The organism is Rhodobacteraceae bacterium D3-12 (assembly GCA_025916135.1).
GTDB lineage: Bacteria > Pseudomonadota > Alphaproteobacteria > Rhodobacterales > Rhodobacteraceae > JAKGBX01.
Genome location: CP104793.1, coordinates 3,580,699 through 3,605,091 on the forward strand (window position 1 = coordinate 3,580,699; position 24,393 = coordinate 3,605,091).

Genomic DNA, 24,393 nt, shown 5'->3' on the forward strand with positions numbered 1-24,393 from the left:
AGCAATTTTGAAATCCGTTGCATTGCAGCATCAAATCAAACCGCGCCCATATCCTGATCTGCACGCGGAATGCACAGCGGCGCGGCCGTCTCCGGGTCCTCAATGACCCGAACCCTCACACCAAAAGCGCGCAACAGGTTGCTTTCGGTGATCACCTCCTTCGGCGTGCCCTGCGCAATTAAAACCCCTCCCGCCAGCAAAACAATCCGATCCGCATATCGCGCCGCCTGTGACAAGTCGTGCAAAACGGCAACCACCGTCGTGTCCCCGCCATCGACAAGCCTGCGCATCAACCCAAGCACTTCTATCTGATGCCCAAGGTCCAGAAACGTCGTCGGTTCATCCAGCAAAAGAATGTCGCTCTCCTGCGCCAGCGTCATGGCAATCCACGCCCGTTGCCGCTGCCCTCCCGAAAGCTGATCCAAGCCGCGATGACGCAACGCACTCATTCCGGCCAGCGCAAGCGCGCGCTCGACCGCCTCGCTATCTTCTGGACGCCACGGCCCAAAGACCGGCCGCCTCGGATAGCGCCCCTGCCGCACAAGGGTCTCCACATCCAACCCCTCAACCGACCCGCTTGATTGCGCCAGCATCGCAACCCGCCGCGCCAAGGCCCGCGTGCGCATGCCCCCGATCGGCACACCTTCCAGCCGCACCTCGCCCGAAACCGGCTTGTGCATTCCCGCCAAAGCCCGCAGCAACGTCGTCTTACCACAGCCATTCGGCCCGATCAGAGCCGTGAACGCCCCCGCTTCAATCTCAAGGTCAAGCCCCGAAACAATCCGGTTCGCCCCATGCACAAGCGCCAGCGCATGCGCAGAAAGAGCGGTGTTGTTTAAGTCAGTCATCGCGATGCGCCCACAGCAAATAGCCAAAGAATGGCGCCCCCAAGAGCGCCGTTATCACCCCCACCGGCAATTGCAGCGGCGGCGCAGCCCTACGCGCCAGTATGTCCGCGCCGATCACCAGCAACGCTCCAATCACCGCCGCTCCGGGAAGCAGCGCGCTATGGCGAAACCCGAACAAAGCCCGCGCGATATGCGGCGCGGCAAGCCCGACAAACGCCACCAACCCCGCCGCTGCCACCGCAGCACCTGACAGCATCGCACAACACAGGATCAGCAATCCCCGAACAAGGTTCAACCGCTGGCCCCGCCCCCGCGCCACATCATCTCCAAGGGCAATCAAATCCAACTCCCGCGACGCCAACCAGCACAGCCCCGCCGCCGGCACCCCCCAGCCCAGTAAATGCCCAAGCTTGTCCCAACGGCTGTCCTGTAATGATCCCGCCAACCAGATCATCGCCCGCTGCACATGCGCCGCATCGCCAAACACCGAAATCGCGCTCGCCCCCGCTCCGGCCATCGCCGACAGGCCAAGCCCGACAAGGATAATGCGCGCCGATGTTGCCCCATCCCGCCATGAGAACAGGTAAATCAAGCCGCTCATCACCAACGCCCCGGCAAAGGTCAGCCATGGCAAAAAGCTCTCTGGCAAACTGCCGATCTGCACAATCACCAGCATCGCCGCCAACGCCGCCCCCGCGTTGATCCCGATGATCCCCGGATCCGCCAACGGGTTGCGCATCACCGCCTGCGCGATTGCACCCGCCACGCCCAATGCCGCCCCGACGCAAACCGCCATGACCGCGCGGGGCAAGCGCAGGTCGACAATGATTATGCGGCTGGGATCGCCCGCATCCAACTGCCCGCTCAACGCCCGCACCAGCCCCTTCAGCGAAATTGGCTGATCTCCCAACGCAAGCGCCGCGGCAAACACCGCAAGCAGCACAAGGATCGCGGCAAACATTCTCATCCCCGCACCGCCCCGTGGTTGCGCGCCAACCAGATAAAGAACGGCGCCCCGATAAAGGCCATGGTGATCCCAACCGGCAAATCCGTTGCGAAAACCGCACGCGGCGCCGTATCCGCCAACAAGACAAGCAACGCGCCCCCCAACGCCGCCACTGGCAGCAAACGAACGTATTCCACCCCGATCGTCATGCGCACCATATGCGGCACCACAAGCCCGACAAACCCGACCGGTCCCGCAATCGACACCGCACTCCCCGACAGCCCAACAACACACGCCGCCGAGACCCCGCGCCACAACATCGGGTTCTGCCCCAACGCCCGCGCCTGCTCCCCCCAAGGCTTAATGTGGTGAACTGCCGCCCCAACAGCATCGCCGCCACAAGCGCGACAGCCAACCAAGGCAAGACCTGCACAATCTGCCCCAACTCGCGCCCCTTGACCGATCCGGCGGTCCAAAACCGCACCGTGTCAAACGTCTGTGCATCCAGAATAAGAACCGCCGCCGTCATCGCCCCAAGGAACGTCGCCACGATCACCCCGGCAAGCACAAGCCTGATCGGCGTCGGCCCACGCCGGCCTCCTGCCGCCAGCAGAAAGACAAGCACCGCCGCCCCGGCGGCCCCCGCAAACGCACCCCATTGCAACGCACCACCGGCGCTGACGCCCCCCAGCGAAATCATCAACACCACCAAAAAGGCCGCGCCAGCATTGACCCCCAACAGCCCCGGCTCGGCCAACGGATTGCCCGTCACCGCCTGCATGATCGCCCCCGCCACCGCCAGCGCCGCCCCGGCCGCGATCGCCGCAATGATCCGCGGCAACCGCACTTGCCAGACCACCACATCGCTATAGCCCTCGCCGCCACCAGCCAGCGCGCCCAGCGCGTCCTGCCATGAAATCGCAGCGCTCCCCGTGACCAACGCCCAAACGCCCGTCAAAACAAGCGCCCCCGCCAGCGAACACAGGATCACAGCAAAGCTCAGGTGGCTGGACGTCATTGCCCGCCAATCACGAATTTTTCCAGATCGTCCAGAATGCGATGCGCTGAATCCAGCCCTGAAAACTGCATCCAATGGCCGTGGTCCACGCGATGCACCCGCCCGGCCTTTACCGCTGGCAACAGCTGCCACAGCGGGTTGGAAAGCAGTTCCTCCATGCGGCCATTCTTGTCCGAGTCATTGGTGCCGCCGATGATATAAAGCAGGATGTCACCATCAAGTTGCGCCAACTCTTCCCAATCCGGCCGTTTGAACACCTCGCCCGCATCGGTTGTGGTTTCATAGGCGCTCCGCGTCACACCGGCATCACGCAGGATGTTAAACGGCGCATAGCCCCCCGGACTGTCGAGGTAGACTTGAAAGTCCCATGACGTGACCCGCAAAACCGACACTTTCGTCTCCGGCATTTTCTCACGTAGGGCGGCCACGCGCGCATCAAGCGCGGCCAACTGCTCTGTCACCTCCGCCGTTTTGCCGGTGAACTCCGCCAACAGCGCATAAAACGCCCGCCAATCGGGCTTGGTATAAATCAGGGTCGGCGCAAGCTGGGAAACCATCGGGTAAACACCGCTCGCCAGCGACTCGCTGCCGGTGAAAGCCACGATCAAATCGGGCTGCAACGCCACCAATCTCTCAAGGCTCGGTTCCGTGACAAATCCAAGGCTGGTGATCCCGCGATCAACCGCCCGCTTGTGCAGGGCCGCATCGCTCATCCGCTCAAGCGGCGCGCCAACAATCGGCAATCCCACATCCAAACCGATCGCAAGCCCAAAACTCGGGTCAAGCACCACCACCCGCTTGGGCGTTTGCGGCACGCAAATCGGGGCGGCAAAGACATTGGCGTCACTGACCTTCCTGCCCTCACAAATACCTTCACTGGCAGCAGGCAAGGCATAAAACAACAACAGGGCGACACCGACGAAAATTCGTCTCACGAGGCATTCCTTTTTGGGTTTTTTAGCTGCCTCAGCCCACCACGGCTTGCGCCGGGGGCATCGGTGGCGACTGGTTGCGCGCCGCTCTGCTGGCGGCCACGCTGCGTCTTGGCCTCAACCTAAATCAGCACTCACCCAAGGGCCACCGAAAAAACCGCCCCTCAGGCCGAGTTCAGCTTCGCATAATGCCCAGCGGACTCGCGCAATTCACTGTCGGTGCCAATTTCGACAATCCGCCCTTGCTCCATCACGGCAATACGGTCGGCGTCACGGATCGTGCCCAAACGATGCGCAATCACCAGAGTCGTGCGATTGCGCGACAATTCATTCAACGATGACTGGATCAACCGCTCGGTCTGCGTATCCAACGCCGATGTCGCCTCATCAAGGATCAGAACGGGCGGGTTTTTCAAAAACGTCCGCGCAATCGCAACCCGCTGTTTTTGCCCACCAGACAGCATCACACCGCGCTCTCCGACAAGGGTATCAAGCCCCTCGGGCATGTCGTCGATCATGCTGGCAAGCTGCGCCATATGCGCCGCCTCTTCGACCTCTTCCGCGCTGGCTGACAAACGCCCATAGGCGATGTTTTCGCGCAAGGTGCCGCCAAACAGAAAGACATCCTGACTGACAATGCCGATCTGTCGGCGCAATGATCTCAACGTCATGTCCTTGGCGTCGATCCCGTCGATCAAAATGCGCCCTTCGCGCGGATCATAAAACCGCGGCACCAGCGACAAAAGCGTCGTCTTGCCCGCCCCTGAGGCCCCGACAAAGGCCACGGTTTCGCCCGGTGCCACATCCAAATTGATGTCTTTGACCACCGGGCGCACATCGCCGTAATCAAAGCTGACATTTTCAAACGTCACCCGCCCCGCAAAGGGCTGCGCTGGCTTTGCCTCGGGCGTGTCGGTCACATCCGGCTGCGTCTCCAGCAACTCCAGATACCGGCGGAACCCGGCAATCCCGCGCGGATAGACTTCGATCACCGCCGCGATCTTGTCGAGCGGGCGGAAAAACACACCGACCAACAACAAGAATGCAACGAACCCGCCCGTGCTCAGCGTCCCGCCCAAAACGAAAATCGCCCCGGTCACCATGACCAGCACCTGAATCAACCGCATCCCCATGTAGTTCAGCGCCGAAGACGCCGCCATCACCTTATAGGCCGACAGTTTCGTCTTGCGATACTGGGCGTTGTCCTTGGCAAACAGCCCTTGCTCGTGCTCTTCGTTGGCAAAGGCCTGCACTACGCGAATGCCGCCGACATTCTCTTCCAGACGCACGTTAAACGCCGCCACCCGCGAATAAATATCGCGCCACGTGCGCGTCATCCGCCCACCGTAAACCGCAACAATCGCCACACAAGCCGGCACAATCACGGCTGTGATCAAGGCGAGCTCGGTGTTGATCGTCATCATCAGCGCAAAGGCCCCGACAAAGGTCATGATCGCGATGAACAAATCTTCGGGCCCGTGATGCGCCACCTCGCCGATCTCTTCCAGATCGCGCGTCACCCGCGACACCAACTTGCCGGTCCGCGTCCTGTCAAAGAACGAAAAAGACAACCGTTGCAGATGTTCAAAGGCGCGTCGGCGCATTTCGGTTTCGATATTGATGCCCAGCATGTGACCCCAATAGATCACGATCGCCATCAACCCGGCGTTCAGCAGGTAAATCACCAACAACCCACAGGCCGCCAGAATGGTCAGCGGCACATCCCCTGACGGCAACAGCTGATCAATGAACCCGCGCACCGCCAACGGAAACGCAAGCTCCAGCAAACCCGACAAAACAGCACAGCCGAAATCAAGCCAAAACAGCGCCTTCCAGGGCCGGTAATATTCGTAAAATTTGCGAAGCACCTGATCGTCTCGTCTGTTGCGTGGCTGTCATGACCTCCCAATGCGCATAGTCATTTCTGATCCGACTGAAAAGGACGAAAGGCATCTCGCACAGGACCGCCTTGGTATGCCCCACCACCAAGCTCTGCCCCGAAAAAGCCAAGCCTTGCCGCGCGCGTCGTCACCGCAAGCGATGCACGCGGATCGGTTTTGTCATACTGCCCTAGTCCCCCCGCACGCCGGAAACCGCATTTGCCATCGTGTCTTTCGCCGTCATTGCGGCGCTGCGCAAAAATCCCTGATCGGATGACACCAAGAACGCTGTCGCCCCTGCCTTGGCCCGCGCAGCTGCGTCCTCGGCTGAGCCCGGCAAAATCACAACAACCTTGCCCGCCGCACGCGCGGCGGCCTGAACCTGATCCGTCGCTTTCGCAACCAACCCCATTTCGCCATCAAGATCGCCATACGCCACCGCAAGATCACCGCGGCCGATGAAAATGGCATCAATCCCGTCCACTGCGAGGATATCGTCAATCGCTTCAACCCCCTCGGGGTCTTCGATCATGGCAATGACGATGGTGCGCGCATCCTCTGCCGCGACATGCGCGGCAATCCCCCACGCTCCAAACCCGCCAGCACGCGTGCTCGGTGAAAACCCACGGTGCCCGCCGTCGTACCGCGCCGCCGCGACAACCGCACGCGCCACCGCCGCGCTTTTTACATGCGGCACCAGAACGCCATCCGCGCCGCAGTCCAGAGCCGCCAAAATCCCCGACGGATCGTTGTTTTGCACGCGCACAACCGCGCCCAGCCCATAGGCGCGCGCCGCCAGAACGATCCGGTCGGTGGTTTCGCGGTTGAACGCGGCATGCTCCTCATCAACCACCACAAAGTCATAGCCGATAGTGCCCAGAATTTCGGTCGGCATGCTCGCCGGCACCTTGAGAAAGGTGCCAAACAAGGACACTCCCCGCAACAAACGCGACTTGAATGATCCACTTTCCGATTGCACGACGACTCCTCTCTACTTTTCAAAAATGTTCCGCTGAACGAAACATTATTCCTTTTAGCGAAAAATAGGGTCGTGCTAGTGTTGCTGTCAACAGCCCGCTCCGCGCTATATTTCGACCTCCTGCGCGTGCCCGTTCAAACGAAGGAGACGCCTATGGAAGACACTGAAAAGTCAGATACAATTCAGAGCGTCGCCTTGGCTTTCGACATCCTCGAAGCTTTGGTTGACGCAAATTCAGGCCTCGGCGTAACCGCCCTTGCCCAGCAATTGGAAACCTCCAAAAGCCGAATCCACCGCCACCTGCGCAGCCTCGTGAACCTTGGCTACCTGCGCCAATCCCCCTCGACCGATCGGTATATCTTCGGGTCGCGATTGGCGGCGTTGGGCCGCGCGGCGGCGGGCTTGGATGATCTGGCGAACGTGGTGAAACCCTTCATCCACCAATTGCGCGACAAAACCGGCCTCGCCGTCAGCGTCGGACAGGTCGAAACGGATGGCATTCGCATCCTCAGCACCATCCCCGGCACGCATCAAATCGACGTCGCCGTGCGCCCCGGCTCGCTCCTCGGCCATTTCACATCCGCTCAAGGGCTGGCCGCGCTGGCCTATTTGCCCGCCGAACGCCGCGCCGCGATCATGCAACACAACCTCGCCAAAGATCCGGGTTTCACAGCCCCTGCCCCTCATGAGCTTGAGGCGCAATTCACCAAAATCACTGAACTGGGCTGGGTTGATGCCCCGAACCTCGCGATGAAGGGGCTGAACGCGCTGGCCTGCCCTATTCTCGGGCTGGATGGCACGATGGTCGCCACCCTCGCCTTGGTCAGCCTGACGGAACACATCCCGACACCCCCGCGCCCGAACAGATCGCAGCGCTGCAATCCACAGCGTCGGGAATCTCGGACGCGCTCGCCCATCTTGAATTGTAACCTGAATGGCGTGATCAGGCCGGGACCGCCCTTGTGCGCCCCGGCCATGGCTTGTGCCGCGTCTAAGCGGCCTGTGCCTGCCGCCCGGCCATCTTCGCAACCGTCAACGGCACCACCGCAAGCGCGAAACCGAACAGGGTCAGCCACAGGTGGCTCAAGCCCCAAACACCCCCGCCGGCGCGGCAATCATAAGCGCGGCAGCAATCAACAAAATCCGCATCAGCACGTTTTGCAACGGCCCGACAAAGTTGACATAGCCCTGAAGCGCCGCCGCCAAAAACCAGACCCCGATCAGCGCACAGAACAGCACGATGATCACCTCATCCGCGCTCCCCTGCCCGATCAGCGCCGGGTTGAGCACAAAGAAGAACGGAATGACATAGATCACCCCACCCAACTTCATCGCCTCAACCCCGGTGCGCATCGCGCCCGACCCGGCCATCGTCGCCGCCGCAAAAGCACCCAGCGCCACGGGCGGCGTAATAAAACTCACCATGCCCCAGTAAAGTATGAACAGATGCACGGCCAATTCGTTCAGCCCCGCCTGCACCAATGCCGGTGCCAACACCACAGCAAGGAAAATGTAGCAGGCCGTCACCGTCATCCCCATGCCAAAGATGAAGGAGGTCACCGCCCCCATCACCAGCAACATCGGCACCGAACTCCCGGCCATATGCACCAGCTCATTCGCCAGCGGCCCGGTCAAACCCGTCGCCTGAAATGCGCCCACGATCATCCCGATCCCAAGCAGCACAGCAACCAGCTCGGACAAGGTCCGCCCGACCGATGCGATCACGTCCAGAAAGCCCTGCCATGACATCCGGTCGCCCTTGTTGAACTGGTTCACCACCAGCAAAAGCAACACCGCATAAAACGGCGCCGTGGTTTCCCAGCGGAACGCCACCATCAGGAAAATCAACAGCGCGAAAACCGCGACATACAGCCACCCCTCGCGCAGCGTCTGCCCCACTTTGGGCAAATCCGCCCGCGCAATCCCGGTCAGACCACGGCGCGCTGAATAGGCGTCAATCTGCATGAACAGCCCAAAGAAATAGAGCAGCGACGGGATCGCCGCCGCCAACATGATCTCGACATATGGCCGGCTCAGCCACGAGGCGATCACAAACGCCGTCGCCCCCATGATCGGCGGCATCAACACCCCCCGGTCGAGGCGCAGGCCTCGGTCGCGGCGGCGTATCGCGCTGAAAACCCAGTCTTCTTCATCGCTGGAATCGACACGGCTCCGGTGGTCAACACGTTCGAAATCACCGATCCCGACATCGACCCCATAAAGCCGCTGGCGAAAATCGAAACCTTGGCCGCACCACCGCGATACCCGCCAACCAGCGACAGGGCGAGGTTGTTGAAAAACTTGCCGCCACCGGTGAATTGCAACACCGCGCCAAACAGGATGAACCCGATCACCAGATTGCCAAAGGCCCGCATCGGAATGCCAAACGACGCTTCCGACGAAATCATGAAATAGGGCACCACATCGCGAAACGGCTGGGTAAACCCGTTCAACGGGTCCGGCACATGTCCGGCAAATGTCGGGTAAATCGAAAACAACAGAACGATCCCGAACAAGACCAACCCACCGGCCCGCCGCGTCCCCTCAAGGATCAGCAGGTAAAACACAATCGACGCCCAGACCGCGCGCTCCGGCGCCGCATATTCCCACCCGGAATCAAGGCTTTGCCCCGCGGTCGCCGTGAAAAACCCGGCAATCCCCAGCGTTAGCGCAGCAAGCGCCCAATCATACCAAGGCACATTCGGTGATGGCGGCCCCCATGCCCGAAAGGTGATGAACGTCAGGCTTAGGAAAAGCCCGGCCAGAATATAAAGATACATCCCCTCCAAAAGCGAATAGCCCCCCAGCCGAAGGTTGAAAAGCTGGTTCACGGCAAGGCCAATCGCGCCAAGCGTGCAGATGATGATCATCCACCGGGCCGCCCCGGAAAATGCCAATCGCTCGGCGGCACGCTCGGCTTCGATGGCCGCTTCACCGCGGCCACTGGAAATGTCTTGATCACTCATAGAAAGGGTCCAATCCGAAAAGCCCGGCGCGCCGGGACGGGTCAGGGAACGTCAGTTTTGCAACCGGGCGGACCAACGCGGCCCGCCCGTGCAAATATCAGAACGTCAGATCAAAAGACGACGTCGAAGCCACCAGCTTTCAGTGCTTCACGACGCTTCTTGTTCCAGGCTTCGGCCCAATTGTCGGCGCCTTCCGCCTTAAGCTCTTCCCAGGCTTTCATCAGCGCGCCCTGACGCGCGATCAGCTTGTCGTTATGCGCCTGATCGGCATCGCTCCACTTACCGATTTCCTTGTAATAGCGGATTGCGCCGTCATGATACGGGGCCACCCACTGAAAGTTCTGCTTCTCAAGCGCCCAACCATTGATCCCCGGTGCCTTGCCTTTGTAACTGTCAAAGAACACATGCATCGCCTTGGTCATGTTATAGGTCAGCTCTTCGTCCTGCGACGCATAGGTCATCAGAACCGGATAGGCATAGCCCGCCGTTAGCGACCCGTCGGTTCCGTCAATCGTCGCGCCAACCGTGGCCATCATGGGGTCAAAGAACGGAGCAACCGCGTGCATCCGCGCCATGGCGTCCTTGTCGTTGCCATCAATCGGCGGCCAATAGACACCGCGCGGGCTGCTTGCTGCCTCATAGGCACGCCCCGAGTTGGTCGAGGCAAACGCCGCATCCGTGCTGCCGTCGACCATGCCTTTCCAGCTGTCGCCGAAGCCGCCAAAATCAACCCGCTCCACGTCGTCCCAAGTCAAACCGCCATAGGCAAGATATGCCTCGTTGTTGACGTTAAGCGCCGGCGCCCCTTTGACCCAACTCACGCGCAGCCCTTTGAGATCGGCATAGGTAAAGCCTTCGCATTTCGGCTTGCCGACCTTTTCACAGGCCTCCGCCGCAACCGCGAGAGACAGCCCAACCGTGCCGCCGCTGTTCGCCGCCAGAACCCGCACAGGCTGCGGACCCCAGTTTTCGGCCCCGAACTGGAACACACCTTCCTGCGCCATGAACGAACCGCCAACACCGTTGGCCGAGAATTGCACCTTGCCTTGGCGAAGCGGCTCCGTGCGCGCAATATCATTCTTGCCCGGCAGCACCCGCAGGTTCAAACCCGTCGCTTCCTGAAGCGCCGCACCAATCGCTACCGATTGGTTATATCCGGCCGATCCGGTGCCATAAGCAGTCCAAACAACCTGACCAGGCAGGTTAACGTCCTCTGCCATTGTCGGTCCCGCCACGACAGCAAGTGTCGCGGCCATTATCATCTTTTTCATGGTACTCCTCCCAATTGGTACGCATTTTTATTCGTGCCGGCAAAAAAGCGGTCCGCGCCCCTATTTTTTTGGGGCAACCGTCGCACCGCACAACACCTCCTCCGCGTTGCACGGGCCTCACCATACCAAATTTTTTGTGGTTTGGCTTGCCGCTTTATATGCACCCGAAAGTCTCCTTTGCGCATCTCCACCTGTCAATCAGAGGCGATCTTTACGTAGCGTAAGAAGTGATAATCCCCCACGCGCCCCATCAAACCGGTCGACAAGACCCGCATTCTTGCGCAGTTCGCCCCGCAAACCGGACTCTTCGGTATGGTGCGCGAATCCCCCAACACCCCGCCACAAGCGCTGCGCTCTGCGATCATTTCACGCGATGGTGTTGCACCGCCCGCCGGAATCCGCGACTGTTTTTCACGGACTGAAAAATACCGAAGGCAACCATGGCCCAAAACTTCCGAAACCCCGAGATCCTTGAAATTGCGCGCCGCGAAGGCAAGGTCTCGGTTGAAGGGCTCGCTGCGCACTTCGGCGTGACACAGCAAACCATCCGTCGCGATCTTGGGGAACTCGCCGACGCCGGCAAGCTCGAGCGCGTGCATGGCGGGGCGGTCCTGCCCTCTGGCACCGTTAACATCGGCTACCACGAACGCCGCTCGCTGAACCCCTCCCCAAAGGCCAGCATCGCGCGCGCCTGTGCGGCGCAAATCCCCAATGACATTTCCCTGTTTCTCAACATCGGAACCAGCACCGAAGCCGTTGCCCGCGAGCTTCTCCACCATGAAAACCTGATGGTGCTGACCAACAATATGAACGTCGCCAATATCCTGCTGACCAACCCGACCTGCGAAGTGGTCCTCACCGGCGGCCACCTGCGCCGCGCCGATGGCGGGCTGATCGGCAACCTCGCCACGGATACGATCCACAAGTTCAAATTTGACCTCGCCGTGATTGGCTGCTCTGCCCTTGACCAAGACGGCGACCTGCTCGATTTCGACATCGAAGAAGTCAGCGTCAGCCAAGCCATCCTGCGTCAATCGCGCCGGACCTTCCTCGTTGCGGACAATTCCAAATTCAAGCGCAGCGCCCCGGCCCGCATCGCCTCGCTTTCTGAAATTGATGTGTTTTTCACCGACGAGCAGCTCCCTGCCCATCTGCAAGCCGATTGCACGCGTTGGAACACCCAAGTCTCGGTCGCCGACGCCTAGATCACCGCGCCGCGGCCATCCATTGGTCCAAATCCGCCACCTGCGCCGCGCTCAATCGCAAGCCCAGCTTGTTGCGCCGCCAGATAACATCCTCTGCCGTGCGGGCAAATTCGTGCCGCATCAACCAACGCACCTCGGCCTCGCTCAACGTCGCGCCAAAATCGCGCCCCAGATCGTCCACCGACGTGGTCCCGCCCAAAACATCGCTCGCTTCGGTGCCATAGGCCCGCACCAACCGCTTTGCCCAAGCATCGCTCAAAAACGGATACCGCGCCCCAAGCGCGGCAATCTGCGCCGCCACGTCCTCCACCGCAAAATCCCCACCGGGAAGCGCCACGCCAGCGGTCCACGGTCCCTTCTCCACCGCGATCTCTCCACCGATCTTGTCCAGCGCGCTTTCCGCCAATCGGCGATAAGTGGTGATCTTGCCGCCAAAAATGTTCAACATCGGCGCTCCGCCGCTCCGGTCGACCTTCAGCGTATAGTCCCGCGTCGCCGCCGAGGCGCTGCTCGCCCCGTCATCATAAAGCGGCCGCACCCCGGAATAGCTCCAAACCACATCCGCCTCCGTCAGGCTCTGCTTGAAATAGCCGTTCACGAAATCCAGCAGGTAATCGCGTTCCTGCGGCGTGCATTCCGGTTTGGTTGACGGGTCTACGTGGTCCGCATCCGTCGTCCCGATCAGCGTAAAATCCCCCTCATAAGGAATGGCAAAAACGATCCGCCCGTCATTGCCCTGAAGGAAGTAGCACTTGTCGTGTTCAAACAGCCGCTTGGTCACAATATGACTGCCCCGCACCAGCCGCACACCCTCGGTTGATTTGCTCCTGACCTTGGAGTGGATCACATCGCCAACCCACGGCCCTGCGGCATTCACCAACATCCGCGCATGATGGATCGCAACCGCTCCACTTTCGTTATCGCGCGTTTCAATGCGCCAATGCCCGTTTTCCGCTGTTGCCCCGATCACCTCGGTTCGGGTCAGTATCCGCGCACCGCGTGCCTGCGCATCCCGCGCATTCAACACGACAAGCCGGGAATCCTCGATCCAGCAATCGGAATACTCATATGCCTTCTTGAAGTGATCCTTAAGCGGCGCCCCCTCTGGCGCGCTGTGCAAATCCACCTTTGTCGTGCCCGGCAAAATCTCCCGCCCGCCCAGCCTGTCGTACAAGAACAAGCCCAACCGGATAAGCCACGCAGGCCTGCGCCCCTTGGCCCACGGCATGACAATACGCAGAAATTTCGAGGCCGGCGTATCCGTCTCAAACCGCATATCCTTATGATACGGAAGGATAAATCGCATCGGCCAGCTTATATGCGGCATCGCCTTCAACAGGGTCTCGCGTTCAATCAACGCCTCGCGTACCAGCCGGATTTCGAAATATTCGAGATAGCGCAACCCGCCATGAAACAGCTTGGTCGACGCCGATGACGTCGCCGATGCCAGATCATTCATCTCGGCCAGCGTCACAGACATCCCGCGCCCCGCCGCATCGCGCGCAATGCCACAGCCATTGATGCCACCACCAATGACGAAAAGATCGCTCACAAATTGTTCTTCCGAACGCTGCACACCGGCCCTCTTTCTCTGCGCCTGCCCCGTATGTGGCCATAAACGAACATTTTCGCAAGCCTCAATGCGCGTTTATGTTCCCTTTCCGCAAGGACCGCGCGACAAGCTCTCGCCCTCTGACAAACCCACGAATTTCGCCCGCCACGCTTGTTCCCGCCCCCGCTAAAGGCTAGTCTCAGGCTCAATAAAACCTTTGTAAACTTGGTATGATTTCAATCTCATGACAGCCCGGAAAACCCGCACCGAAATGGCCGATGAAACCCGCAGCCTTCTGCTCAAGGCGGCGCAAAAGGTGTTTTCGGAATCCGGCCTTGAAGGGGCGCGCATCGACGCGATTGCCCAATGCGCGGGCGTCAACAAACAACTGGTCTATCACTACTTCGGAAGCAAGGACGGCCTCTACTCCGCCGTCCTCGAAAAGGTCTACTCGCAAATCCGCAGTCAGGAGGCTGAGCTGAAACTCGACTCCCTCCCAGCCGAAGAAGCAATGCGCAGCCTGATCGAGTTTTCCTATGAATACCTGCGCCAGAACCGCGATTTCGTGCGCCTGCTGGCCGATGAAAACGCCCATCGCGGACGCCACCTCAACGGCTCGGAAAGCATGGCAGACATCAACCTGCCGATCATCCAGATGATCTCGCAAACGCTGGATCGCGGGGTCGAAGAAGGCATCTTTCGCCGCGGCATCGACCCGCTGCATTTCTACCTGTCCATCGCTGGCATGTCGTTCTTCTATTTCGCCAATATCTATACGATCAGCCGCGCGTTCGGGCGCGAATTCGACACACCAGAGGCACAACTAGAACGCCGCGCCCATATCGTCGATCTTGCGATGAACGGCATCCGGCAACGCCCCGCCGTTTGATCGCCTCAGCCGACCGCCTCGTCTTCCATGTTCAACTGGCGGTAAATCCGTTGGGTATATTCGCCGAATTCCGGCGTTGTTTTCATCGACAACTTGCGCGGATAGGGCAAATCAATCTCGAAATGGTCGGCCATACGCGCCGGCCCCGCCGTCAGCACCGCACAATGCGAGCCAAGGAATACGGCCTCCTGAATCGAATGGGTCACGAACAGGATCGTCTTGTTCGACGCCTGCCAGATGCGCATGATCTCAAGGTTCATCTTCTCGCGCGTCAACGCATCCAACGCCCCAAACGGCTCATCCATCAGGACCAGCTTGGGATCATGGATCAACGACCGCGCAATCGACGCCCGCTGCTGCATCCCGCCCGACAGTTCATAAGGGTAGCGGTCCTCATAACCGCTCAACCCCACCATATTCATCAAATCCCGTGCCCGTTCGCGGGTTTCCTTGATCGGCAGGCCGATGATTTCCGCAGGCAACATGATGTTGTCGAGTATCCGCCGCCATTTCAGCAAAAGCGCCTGCTGAAACACCATTCCGATGTCGCGGCTCGGATCGAACGGCGCGTCTTTCGACCCGACTTCGACCGTGCCACCATCATGCGGATGCAAATCGGCGAGGATCTTCAGGATCGTCGATTTCCCGCATCCCGACGGCCCGACAAGCGATACGAAATCGCCCTCAGCCACATCCATCGTCACGTCTGATACAGCAAGGATATCCGCGTCGCGGGTCTTGTATACCTTGCGCACGTTTTCCATGCGAATGATTGTGTTGTCACTCATCCCAGCCACCGCTCCAGATTTTCCGCCACAAAGGCATCGTCAGTCAAATGCGCATGTTGCGCCGCAACACGGCTGATCTCTTCGGCCTGCCCCGGCCCCATCGTCTCATGCGCGCTCAAACATCTTACATGGGTCAACAGGCCTTGCCGCCGCAGCACCTCATGACAGCCCGCAATCGCACCCTGAAAGCCGTTCGCCACGTCAAACAACGCCGCGTTGCAATCCGTCACCTCTGCGTCCAGCGCCAGCAACTCCGCCGGGATCACCCCCGCCTCCTGCGCGGCGCGGCACCGGGCGTGCAACTCCGCCGCCCGACGGGTCCAGACCGACCAATGGCCCAGCAACCCGCCCCGGATCGGCAGGGTCAAAACCTCATCGTCCCTGACCACGCTAAACGGGGTCAGCAGATCCGCAACGATATGATCGTCATTCCCGGTGTACAGCGCGACACGCTCCTCGGCCCGCGCCGCCGCCACCCCGCGCAACACATTCAGCGTGTCATAGCGGTTGAACGGAGCCATCTTGATGCCGATCACATTCTCGATCGCCGCAAACCTGCGCCAGAACTCAAAGCCCAGCTTCACCCCGCCCACCGCAGGCTGAAGGTAAAACCCGAACAGCGGAATTTCCTTGGCCACCGCCTCGCAATGGGCGATCATCTCGTCCTCGCTCGCGCCTTTGAACGCCGCAAGGCTCATCAGCCCCGCGTGATAGCCAAGCCCCCGCGCCACCTGCGCTTCGGCGATGGCCTGCGTCGTCTTGCCGACAATCCCTGCGATCTTGACCAGCGGACGGTCGCTCCACGCATCCGCCGCCTCTGAACAGGCCGCCAGAACCGGCTCATAAAGCCCGTGTTCGCGGATCTCAAACTGTGTCGTATGCACGCCCACGGCCAATCCGCCCGCACCGGCATCAATGTAATACCGCGTCAATGCGCGCTGCCGCACCGGGTCCATCTCGGCCCCTTCGCCCAAGGCCAGCGGATGCGCCGGAATAACCGTGCCTTCGCGCAACAACTCCAGCACAGGCGCCGGAATATCACTCCAGTGTTTTACCATATCCATCATCCCAATTCCGGCCCCGCCGCTGCGAAATACCGCGCCGGAGTGTCCATATTCATGCCATCGCCCCGCGCCATGCGCAGGAACGGGCGTTGTTCCTTGAACCCGTCGCGCTCCAACACAAGGTCGAGCCCTTGCCCAACCACCGCATCCACAAACACCCGCCCCTCAATCGCCGCCAGCGCGGCTTGCAACAGGCGCGTGGCGGTTGCTTGATCCCCCGCAACCACAGGCCCGATCTGCGTCGCATTGCGCCCCTTTCGGCTCAAAACGAAGCCGTCCTCGGCCTCGGATACAATCGAAACCGCACCGTCGCGCCCCATCAGGTCGCGCAAAATTGCGCCGCGCTCGCCGCCAAACACCGCGCGGTCCAATGCCTCGACCCACTCAGCATCCTTCGCCATCGCGGCGCGCAGGCCCTCTGTCTCGGCACGCCCACCGCCTTCGCCCGACATCCGTCGAAGGCGCAAACCGCCCTTGAAGTCCAATAGCTCATACAGCGGCTGCCCCGCCGGCGTCGCATCCAGAACCGGGGTCAATCCCTGCCCCTCAAGCCACGCAATCGCGATCCCCATCAACCGCTTGGCATGGCCCCTCTGGCGCAGCGCACCGGTCACCAAAACCATGCTGATCCAGCCAAAGCTCTCGCCCATCGGCAAGGCCACCACCGTCGCTCTCGGCACCCCGCCCCGGTCGCGAATGGCAAACCCCTGCCCCGCGCGCAGCAACATGTCCCAGTCATCGGGCGTCTGGTTCCAGCCCGCCTCGTCAGACAAGGGCTGGCACGCCGCAACCTCGGACAGGTCAAGCCATTGTGGAGCCTCAGTAACGTCCATCGCGGCTCTCAAATTTGGTGGGCTTCCCGTGGCTTGGCATGTCGCGCGTGGTCCAATCCGCGACCCAATCCAGCATCCGGCCCAACGGCACCTCTGGATAGCCGAACAACCGGAACGCCTCGGCCGAATTGTTCAGCCATGCGGTCGGCCCCGGTTCACCCGAAAACACCACCTCGCGGCCCATTCGCTTGCCCAGCTCCTCGGCCAGCCATCGCACCGGCAATGTCTCCGGCCCGCTCACATTCAACGGCGATGTCGGCACGCTCGCATGGGCCAACGCGCGCAAGGAATAGCGGTTGGCATCGCCCTGCCAGATCACGTTGACATGCCCGGTGCTCAAATCCACCGGCTGGCCCGCGTGGATCGCATCGGCAATATCGCACAGCACGCCGTACCGCATATCAATCGCATAGTTCAGCCGGATCAACCGCCCCGGAACGCCGTGCTCTTGGCTGAAATGCTCGAACATCCGCTCGCGCCCGATGCACGACTGCGCATATTCCCCCGGCGGTTCCGGCGTTACACTTTCATCCGCCCCGATCTGCTCCAGCGGCATAAACGGATACACACAGCCCGTCGAAAACACCGAAATCCGCGCGTCTGTGAACGTCTCCGCCACCATCCCCGGAAGATAGGTGTTCATCGCCCAGGTCAGCCCCTGATTACCAGAGGAGCCAAACTTGTGCCCCGCCATGAACACGATATTCTTCGCCCGCGGCAGCTTTTGCATCGCGTCGCGGTCCATCATGTCACATTGGATCGCCTCAACACCCCAATCCTCAAGGGTGCCCATCATATCCGGGTTTGAAAACCGCGCCACGCCGATCACCCGCCGCCCCGGCAAGGCCCGCGCCGCCATATGCGCAAGCGATGGGCCGACTTTGCCCGACACGCCCAACACCATCACGTCGCCGTCAAGCGACTCCAAGTCCGCCACCGTCGCCGCATCCGGGCGCGACAGCAACTCTTCCAACATCGCAACATCTTCGATCCGTTCGGGAAGCGGCGCAGGTGTCATTGGCACATCCTCTGATTGGTCTTTCATGATAGCCGGTCCTTTCATTGAATAATCTGCGGGCGCCGGTCGGCCCATGGCCGCGCAAGCTCAAACGCCCGCGAAGCGCGCAAAACCCCAAGGTCATCACCAAATCGCCCGACAATCTGAAGCCCGACAGGAAGCCCAGCGCGCGTAAACCCACAGGGAACGCTCGCCGCCGGTTGCCGGGTCAGGTTGAACGCCACGCACAGCTTGGTCCACGAATGAAGGCTCTGCCCCTCGGGAAACGGCACCTCCGCCGAAAACGGCGGGATGGTTAATGTCGGCGTCAAAAGGAAATCGAACCGCTCGTGAAACTCGGCCATCTGGCGCATCAACGCTGTGCGCTCCATTTCCGCCTGCAAATGATCATGCAGGTTGGCGCCTCGGCTCTCGCGGATCTGCTCCACGACCTCCGGGTCCATGATCGCAAATTTATCCTCGCCGAAATCGCGAAAGGCGAAATCGAAATACCCGTCCAACAGCCGCCCCATCAACGGGCTGGGGTCATCTATCACCCGCTCGACCTGCTCGACTTTTGCCCCCATATCGACAAAAGCCTGTGCCGCAGTCTTCACCAGCGCCGCAACCTCCGGGTCCATATCGGCAAACCCCATGTCGGGGCTATAGGCCACGCGCCACTCTGCCGGGTCGGCCTGCAACCGCTCATGATAGGCGACATTCTCAAACGGCAGCGCCGCCCCGTCGCGCGCATCCGGCCGCGCCAGCACGCTCAGCATCCTTGCCGCGTCTTCAACCGTGCGCGTCATTGGCCCGAAACTCACCAGCGATGACAAAGGCGTCGGCGGATGGGTCGGCACCCGCCCGCCCGTTGGCTTATGCCCGAATACGCCGCAAAAGCACGCCGGTATCCTGATCGAGCCGCCCGCATCCGTGCCCATCGCCAATGTGCCCGCGCCGGTCGCCGCCGCCGCTCCCGCGCCGCCGCTTGACCCTCCGGGCGTCAACTCCGGGTTCCACGGGTTGCGTGTAATCCCGCACAGCGGCGAGTCTGTTACCGGTTTGAACGCAAACTCCGGCGTTGTGGTCTTGCCCAGCAACACCGCGCCCCCCTCGCGCATCCGCGCGGTGGCTGGTCCGTCCTCGTCCCATGGGCCGTCTTCGGGAATGGTGCGCGACCCGCGCCGCGTCGGCCACCCTTTGGTCAGCACAAGGTCTTTGAGCGTGCTTGGCACCCCGTCCACCGGCCCCAGCGCCGCGCCCTTGGCATAGCGCGCCTCGGACTCCCGCGCCGCCGCCATCGCGCTGTCGGGATCAATCACGCAAAACGCGTTCAACTCCGGCTGGATCGTCTCGACCCGCGCCAGCGCCGCCTCGCAGGCCTCGACCGGCGACAGGCTCCGCTTGGCAAACCGCGCTACCATCTCGGCCGCGGACATCAATGTCAGATCATCGCTCATTGCGGCGCCGAATCAAGGCGCGCGTCCTTGACCACCAGCAGTCGTTCAAGCCCGACCACGATCGCAAACAGCACCACACCCAACAGGCTCAGCAACAGCACCGCCATGAACATCGCCGCCGTGTCCAGCGTCGCTTGCACCTGAATCATCAGGTATCCCAAGCCCTCGCTCGACGCGACAAACTCACCCACAATGGCCCCCGCCACGGCCAAAATCGCGCCCACCTTCATCGACGAGAACACATAAGGCAGCGCGCCGGGCAATTGGATCTTGCGGAAAATCTGCCACCGCGTCCCCTTCAATGCCCGCACAAGATCAAGCAACTCCGGCTCCACCTCGCGCAAGCCCCGCGCCGTGGTGATCAGGATCGGGAAGAAGGCGATCACAAAGGCGAAAAAGATGTTGGTCGCAATGCCATAGCCGAACCAGACGATCAAAAGCGGCCCCAGCGCGACCTTGGGCACCATCGAAATGCTCACAAACAGCGGGAACAAAGCCGACCGTAGGGTGCGAAACCACGTGAACAACATCGCCAGCAGCACGCCAAAGGCAATGGCCAGCCCGTAGCCGACGAAAATCTCGACCGCCGTGACCATCGTGTTATAGCCCCAGCGATAGGTCGGGTCGAACAAGGTCGCGAGCGTTTCTTGCGGCGATGGCAGGATAAAAGACGGCATCCCGCCAAACGCCGTCACCGCCCACCACAGCAGCAAAACAGCCAAATGCGCAGCAATGGCGAGGCCGTAATTCATCCATAATTCCGGCAACTTGGCGCGTATCGCTGACTTGACGGCCGGTTTGCTGGCCTCGGTGGCGTCTACCATCTTTGATCTCCGATCCGAACGAATCAAACGTTTAGTTGACATAACCAGCCCAGCCTCACCCCTGTCAATGCTAATCAAAGCACGATTTATGCAAAAACTTTGGACGCGCCGCCAATTTCATCAACCAAATGGTTGAAAAGCGTTGACAGAACCCCGCACCCCCGCCTAGCGTTTTCCGATAAGGGTCGCCCGCCCCTTGGCGCGGCCACCCCAGCCAACCGGGAGTCTATAATGACAATACTATCACGTAGCGCCGCCATCGCGGCCTTTTTTGCCCTCGCACCTGTCACAGCACAGGCCGAAGAATCGGTCAGCCTGATCCTCAACTGGACCCCCGGCGCCGACCACGCCCCGCTGTTTTATGCCAAGGATCAGGGCTGGTATAAGGACGCAGGCATCGACCTCGACATTCAATCCGGCAAAGGCTCGGGCCTTGCGGCGCAAAATGTCGGCGTCGGCGCGGTCGAGATGGGCATCGCCGAACTCGGCACCGCCTTCCTCGCCAAATCCAAAGGCGCCGAACTGACGGCGGTCATGGCGCTTTATGCCAACTCGCCCTTCACGCTGTATTGGAAAAAATCGAGCGGCATCTCCTCTCCGGCTGACTTTGCCGGGCGCACTCTTGGCAATCCGTCGGGCGATGCGGCCCGCGTGATGTGGCCCGCCTTTGCCAAGGCCGCCAACATCCCCGCCGACTCGGTCAAATTCGTCAACCTCGCGCCTGCCGCCAAAATGCCGACCCTCGCCGCAGGCCGCGTCGACATCATCAGCGACTTTTACAATGGCCACGACCAAAAGGTAAAAGACTTCGGGGATGACCTCGGCCACCTGCGCTGGTCCGACATCGGCCTCAACCCCTATGGCAACTCGTTCATCGTCAACAACGCCTACATGGCCGAAAACCCCAAGGTCGTCGCCGCTTTCGTCGAGGTGACGCAAAAGGCTTACCGCGCTTGTGTCGACAATTCCGACCCCTGCATCGACGCTCTCCTCGCCAATGCCAGCGGCATCCAGAAAGAAGAGATGGATGCGCAATGGTCGCGCGTGATCGAACTGATGACCACCGACGATACGGTCGAAAAAGGCCTTGGCTACTTCGGGCCCGAACGCATTCAGGCGACCTATGATCTGGTCAACACCTACTTCAAACTCGACGCGCCGTTTGATCCGTCAACGGCCTTCACCAACGAGTATATGAGCCAAGACATCAAGATGACCAAACCCTGAGCGGCCAATCGCTCAGCCAAAGAGTTTACACTCCCTGAACTTCCGCCCGGAGCATGCTTCGGGCGGCTTTTTTTGGGGCGCTAGTCAGCCACCACAACGATGCGCCCGCGATGCTCGATCACGTCAAACGGCGTCTCGAACACCTCGCCCAGAACCTCGGGCGACAACACCTCGCGCGTCGCCCCATGCGCCATCACTCGCCCGTCTTTCATCGCCACCACCCGCGCGGCCCAACCGGCTGCGGCGTTGATGTCGTGCAATACGATCACGATGCTGCGCCCCGTCTCCTCGGCCAATTCCTTCAACCGGCTCATCAGGTTGCGCGCATGGCGCGGGTCCAGCGCGTTCAGCGGCTCATCCAGCAAAATCCACGGCGTGTCCTGCGCGAATGTCATCGCCACAAAGGCCCGCTGCCTCTGCCCGCCCGACAGCGTCTCAAGCGGCCGATCCGCCAAGTCTTCAAGCGATAGCGCCTTGATCGCCTCTTCAACCTTGGCATCATCTTGCGGCGTCGCGCGCCCCTTGTGATGCGGCCAGCGGCCAAAGGCGATCAACTCGCGCACCCTCAACCGGCTCACCACCGTCGGGAACTGCTGCAACAGCGCGACGCGCCGCGCCCGCTCCATCGCCGGGGCGGCATAAGGGTCCAACCCGTCGATGCTGACCGTTCCGGACGATGGCGCGTTCAACCCGGCAATCGCGTGCAGCAAGGTTGATTTCCCCGCCCCGTTCGGCCCGATCAAGGCCGTCACCCCACCGGAGTCCAGCGTCACAGATATGTCGTGCAGGATCTGCACCTGCCCCACATGAAAGCTCAGCCCGCTGACCTCGATCATCTTCGCCCCCGTCGCAAAACGAGCGCCAGAAACAGCAGCCCGCCAAAGAATTCCACCACCACGGCAAGCGCCGATTGGCTCGCCATGAACCGCTCGAACACCACCTGCCCCGTAACCAGCGTCAACGCCCCGATAATCGCCGCCGCCGGGATCAACACCGCATGACGATGCGTGTCGGTCACCGCCCGCGCGATGCTCGCACAGAGCAGCCCGAAGAACGTGATCGGACCGACCAAAGCGGTCGACACCGACACCAACGCCGCGATCAACAGCAACACCCGCCGCACCAATCGGTCATGATCCAAGCCCAACCCGCGCGCCGTGCCACGCCCCAAACCCGCCACATCCAACGCTGGCGCCATCCGCAGGGCCAGCCCGAGCGTCACGACCAAAACCACCATCGCCACGGCCAGTTGCGCTTGGTCCACGCTGCCGAAACTGGCGAACATCGCGCCTTGCACCACGGCAAATTCCGACGGGTCCATCATCCGCACGACCAGCGCCGTCAACCCGTGCAAAAACACGCCCAACACCACCCCGGTCAGGATCATCCGCGTCACATCCCCCGCATCGCGGCGCAACAAAACGCCGAACAATGCGCTCGCCCCCGCCATCAGGAACGCCGCCTCCATCAGAAACCGCCAGCCGCTCGGAATGCTCGCCGCCGCGACCCCGCCCAGCATCGCCACCAACAGCGTCTGCATCAGCACGAACAGCGCATCAAACCCCACGATCCCCGGTGTCAGCAAACGGTTCATCGCCACCGTCTGAAACAGGATCGTCGCCGCCCCCGTTGCCGCACCAACCGCGATCAACGCAAACAGCTTGGTCGCCCTCAGCTCAAGGATAAACCCCATCGGCGCACGCAGGTTCCACAACAGGAAAACCCCGCTCGCCAGCACCAGCGCCAGCACCAGCCCGATCATCCGCCCGCGGCTACCCATCGTTTTGCCGCCTCGGTGCCGCGTGTAGCAACCACAGGAACACACCCGCGCCAAAGACGGCAAACACCGTCGCCGCCGGTATCTCGAACGGATAGCGCACCGCCCGCCCGATTACATCCGCCGCCAGCACAAGGATCGCACCGCCCAGCGCGATCATCGGCAGGTTGGCGCGCAAATTGTCCCCGCGCCAGCGCGACACAAGGTTCGGCGCTACCAACCCGACAAAGGGAAACGCCCCCACCGTCACCAGAACCAGCGCAGTCAGCGTCGAGACAATCACCAGCCCCAGCGCCCGCGTCTGGGTATAGCTCAGCCCGAGCGAGCGCGCCTGCGCCTCTCCCAAGCCCAAAATGGTGATCCGGTCGGCCACGGCATACAGCAGCAGAGCAAGCACCGCGACGCCCCAAAGCCACTCGTAACGCCCCTGCATCACGCTGGAAAACTCGCCCAATTGCCAAATACTAAGGTATTGCAACAAATCCGCTTGCCACGCGATATAGGTGACAACCGCCCCTAGAATCCCGCCGTAAACCAAGCCCACAATCGGCAGCAACATGGGGCCCTGTCGCGGCACCCGCGTCGCCAATGCCAAAAACCCGATCATCCCGACCAATGCCGATGCGGCGGCGATCAACATCTTGCCTGCCACGGCCATGCCCGGCGCGATCATCGTGACCGCCAACAGGCCCATCATCGCCGCCTCCGGCGTCCCGGTCAGCGACGGCTCAACCAGCCGGTTCTGCACCACCTGCTGCACCACCACCCCGGCCAGCGCCAACCCGGCCCCGGCCAAAATCGCCGCCGCCGTGCGCGGGAACCGGCTGACCAGCAAAAGCCACCCGCCATCCCCGTCAAACAGGGACGCCGCACCCAGCATCATGCTACCAAGGCTCAGCCCCGCCAGCACCGCCACCATGACAAGGATCAGGCGCAA

The 24,393-nt window shown here is 61.3% G+C and carries 23 protein-coding genes and 1 pseudogene; 3 read left to right on the top strand and 21 right to left on the bottom strand.

Annotated elements, in window-relative coordinates:
* Positions 1-35: 35 nt before the first annotated feature.
* The 11 genes from N4R57_17700 to N4R57_17750 all read right to left on the bottom strand — a co-directional run bounded on the left by N4R57_17700 (position 36) and on the right by N4R57_17750 (position 10,840).
* The gene (locus tag N4R57_17700) at positions 36-848 is read right to left on the bottom strand and encodes an ABC transporter ATP-binding protein (GenBank protein ID UYV36804.1); all 813 of its coding nucleotides are present in this window, start codon (positions 846-848) and stop codon (positions 36-38) included.
* Positions 841-1,815 (bottom strand): iron ABC transporter permease, encoded by a 975-nt coding sequence (locus N4R57_17705; GenBank protein UYV36805.1) that lies wholly within the window; start codon positions 1,813-1,815, stop codon positions 841-843. Before N4R57_17705 ends, N4R57_17700 begins: the two co-directional genes overlap by 8 nt.
* Positions 1,812-2,114 (bottom strand): iron chelate uptake ABC transporter family permease subunit, encoded by a 303-nt coding sequence (locus N4R57_17710; protein ID UYV36806.1) that lies wholly within the window; start codon positions 2,112-2,114, stop codon positions 1,812-1,814. Before N4R57_17710 ends, N4R57_17705 begins: the two co-directional genes overlap by 4 nt.
* A complete protein-coding gene (locus tag N4R57_17715) occupies positions 2,000-2,812 on the bottom strand; it encodes an iron ABC transporter permease (GenBank protein UYV36807.1) in 813 nt (270 codons plus the stop codon). The genes N4R57_17710 and N4R57_17715 overlap by 115 nt, the downstream gene beginning before the upstream one ends.
* Positions 2,809-3,747, bottom strand: a complete 939-nt coding sequence (locus tag N4R57_17720; GenBank protein UYV36808.1) for an iron-siderophore ABC transporter substrate-binding protein — start codon at positions 3,745-3,747, stop codon at positions 2,809-2,811. The genes N4R57_17715 and N4R57_17720 overlap by 4 nt, the downstream gene beginning before the upstream one ends.
* 161 nt (positions 3,748-3,908) lie before the next feature.
* Positions 3,909-5,612, bottom strand: coding sequence for an ABC transporter ATP-binding protein/permease (locus N4R57_17725; protein ID UYV36809.1), 1,704 nt, complete (start codon positions 5,610-5,612; stop codon positions 3,909-3,911).
* A 202-nt stretch (positions 5,613-5,814) separates the two neighbouring features.
* On the bottom strand, positions 5,815-6,558 hold the full coding sequence (locus tag N4R57_17730) for an aldolase/citrate lyase family protein (GenBank protein ID UYV39611.1): 744 nt from the start codon (positions 6,556-6,558) through the stop codon (positions 5,815-5,817).
* A gap of 279 nt (positions 6,559-6,837) precedes the next feature.
* Positions 6,838-7,176, bottom strand: a complete 339-nt coding sequence (locus tag N4R57_17735; GenBank protein UYV36810.1) for a hypothetical protein — start codon at positions 7,174-7,176, stop codon at positions 6,838-6,840.
* 510 nt (positions 7,177-7,686) lie between these two features.
* A complete protein-coding gene (locus N4R57_17740; GenBank protein UYV36811.1) occupies positions 7,687-8,685 on the bottom strand; it encodes a TRAP transporter large permease subunit in 999 nt (332 codons plus the stop codon).
* On the bottom strand, positions 8,685-9,569 hold the full coding sequence (locus tag N4R57_17745; protein UYV36812.1) for a TRAP transporter large permease subunit: 885 nt from the start codon (positions 9,567-9,569) through the stop codon (positions 8,685-8,687). The genes N4R57_17740 and N4R57_17745 overlap by 1 nt, the downstream gene beginning before the upstream one ends.
* Positions 9,570-9,679: 110 nt before the next feature.
* Positions 9,680-10,840, bottom strand: coding sequence for a TAXI family TRAP transporter solute-binding subunit (locus tag N4R57_17750; GenBank protein UYV36813.1), 1,161 nt, complete (start codon positions 10,838-10,840; stop codon positions 9,680-9,682).
* A 440-nt stretch (positions 10,841-11,280) separates the two neighbouring features.
* Between N4R57_17750 and N4R57_17755 the strand changes: the two genes are divergently transcribed.
* Positions 11,281-12,045, top strand: a complete 765-nt coding sequence (locus N4R57_17755; protein UYV36814.1) for a DeoR/GlpR family DNA-binding transcription regulator — start codon at positions 11,281-11,283, stop codon at positions 12,043-12,045.
* Between the two features lies 1 nt (position 12,046).
* Here N4R57_17755 and glpD read toward each other — a convergent pair whose 3' ends face one another.
* On the bottom strand, positions 12,047-13,597 hold the full coding sequence (gene glpD / locus N4R57_17760) for a glycerol-3-phosphate dehydrogenase (GenBank protein UYV36815.1): 1,551 nt from the start codon (positions 13,595-13,597) through the stop codon (positions 12,047-12,049).
* A 244-nt stretch (positions 13,598-13,841) separates the two neighbouring features.
* On the opposite strand from glpD, the gene N4R57_17765 reads away from it, so the two are divergent.
* Entirely contained in the window at positions 13,842-14,486 is a 645-nt protein-coding gene (locus tag N4R57_17765; protein UYV36816.1) for a TetR family transcriptional regulator, read from the top strand.
* Positions 14,487-14,491: 5 nt separating this feature from the next.
* Here the strand turns inward: N4R57_17765 and N4R57_17770 are convergent, their stop codons facing one another.
* From N4R57_17770 to N4R57_17795, 6 genes and pseudogenes are all read right to left on the bottom strand, one after another.
* Complete coding sequence (locus tag N4R57_17770; protein UYV36817.1) at positions 14,492-15,274, bottom strand: ABC transporter ATP-binding protein; 783 nt, start codon at positions 15,272-15,274, stop codon at positions 14,492-14,494.
* A 422-nt stretch (positions 15,275-15,696) separates the two neighbouring features.
* A pseudogene (locus N4R57_17775) lies at positions 15,697-16,230 on the bottom strand (dihydrodipicolinate synthase family protein).
* A gap of 107 nt (positions 16,231-16,337) precedes the next feature.
* Positions 16,338-17,171: a hypothetical protein gene (locus N4R57_17780; protein ID UYV36818.1), complete on the bottom strand. Its 834-nt coding sequence runs from the start codon at positions 17,169-17,171 to the stop codon at positions 16,338-16,340.
* Positions 17,158-18,216 carry an NAD(P)-dependent oxidoreductase gene (locus N4R57_17785; GenBank protein UYV36819.1) on the bottom strand — a complete coding sequence of 353 codons (1,059 nt, stop codon included), beginning with the start codon at positions 18,214-18,216 and terminating at the stop codon, positions 17,158-17,160. The genes N4R57_17780 and N4R57_17785 overlap by 14 nt, the downstream gene beginning before the upstream one ends.
* 14 nt (positions 18,217-18,230) lie before the next feature.
* Positions 18,231-19,628 (bottom strand): amidase, encoded by a 1,398-nt coding sequence (locus tag N4R57_17790; GenBank protein ID UYV36820.1) that lies wholly within the window; start codon positions 19,626-19,628, stop codon positions 18,231-18,233.
* Positions 19,625-20,452 (bottom strand): ABC transporter permease, encoded by an 828-nt coding sequence (locus N4R57_17795; protein UYV36821.1) that lies wholly within the window; start codon positions 20,450-20,452, stop codon positions 19,625-19,627. Before N4R57_17795 ends, N4R57_17790 begins: the two co-directional genes overlap by 4 nt.
* Positions 20,453-20,683: 231 nt before the next feature.
* Between N4R57_17795 and N4R57_17800 the strand changes: the two genes are divergently transcribed.
* A complete protein-coding gene (locus N4R57_17800; GenBank protein ID UYV36822.1) occupies positions 20,684-21,679 on the top strand; it encodes an ABC transporter substrate-binding protein in 996 nt (331 codons plus the stop codon).
* Positions 21,680-21,759: 80 nt separating this feature from the next.
* On the opposite strand, the gene N4R57_17805 is transcribed toward N4R57_17800, so the two are convergent.
* From N4R57_17805 to N4R57_17815, 3 genes are read right to left on the bottom strand one after another with little or no spacing between them, the layout of a single operon-like run.
* Positions 21,760-22,515 (bottom strand): ATP-binding cassette domain-containing protein, encoded by a 756-nt coding sequence (locus N4R57_17805; protein UYV36823.1) that lies wholly within the window; start codon positions 22,513-22,515, stop codon positions 21,760-21,762.
* Positions 22,512-23,459: an iron chelate uptake ABC transporter family permease subunit gene (locus N4R57_17810; protein UYV36824.1), complete on the bottom strand. Its 948-nt coding sequence runs from the start codon at positions 23,457-23,459 to the stop codon at positions 22,512-22,514. Before N4R57_17810 ends, N4R57_17805 begins: the two co-directional genes overlap by 4 nt.
* Positions 23,452-24,393: an iron chelate uptake ABC transporter family permease subunit gene (locus tag N4R57_17815; GenBank protein ID UYV36825.1), complete on the bottom strand. Its 942-nt coding sequence runs from the start codon at positions 24,391-24,393 to the stop codon at positions 23,452-23,454. The genes N4R57_17810 and N4R57_17815 overlap by 8 nt, the downstream gene beginning before the upstream one ends.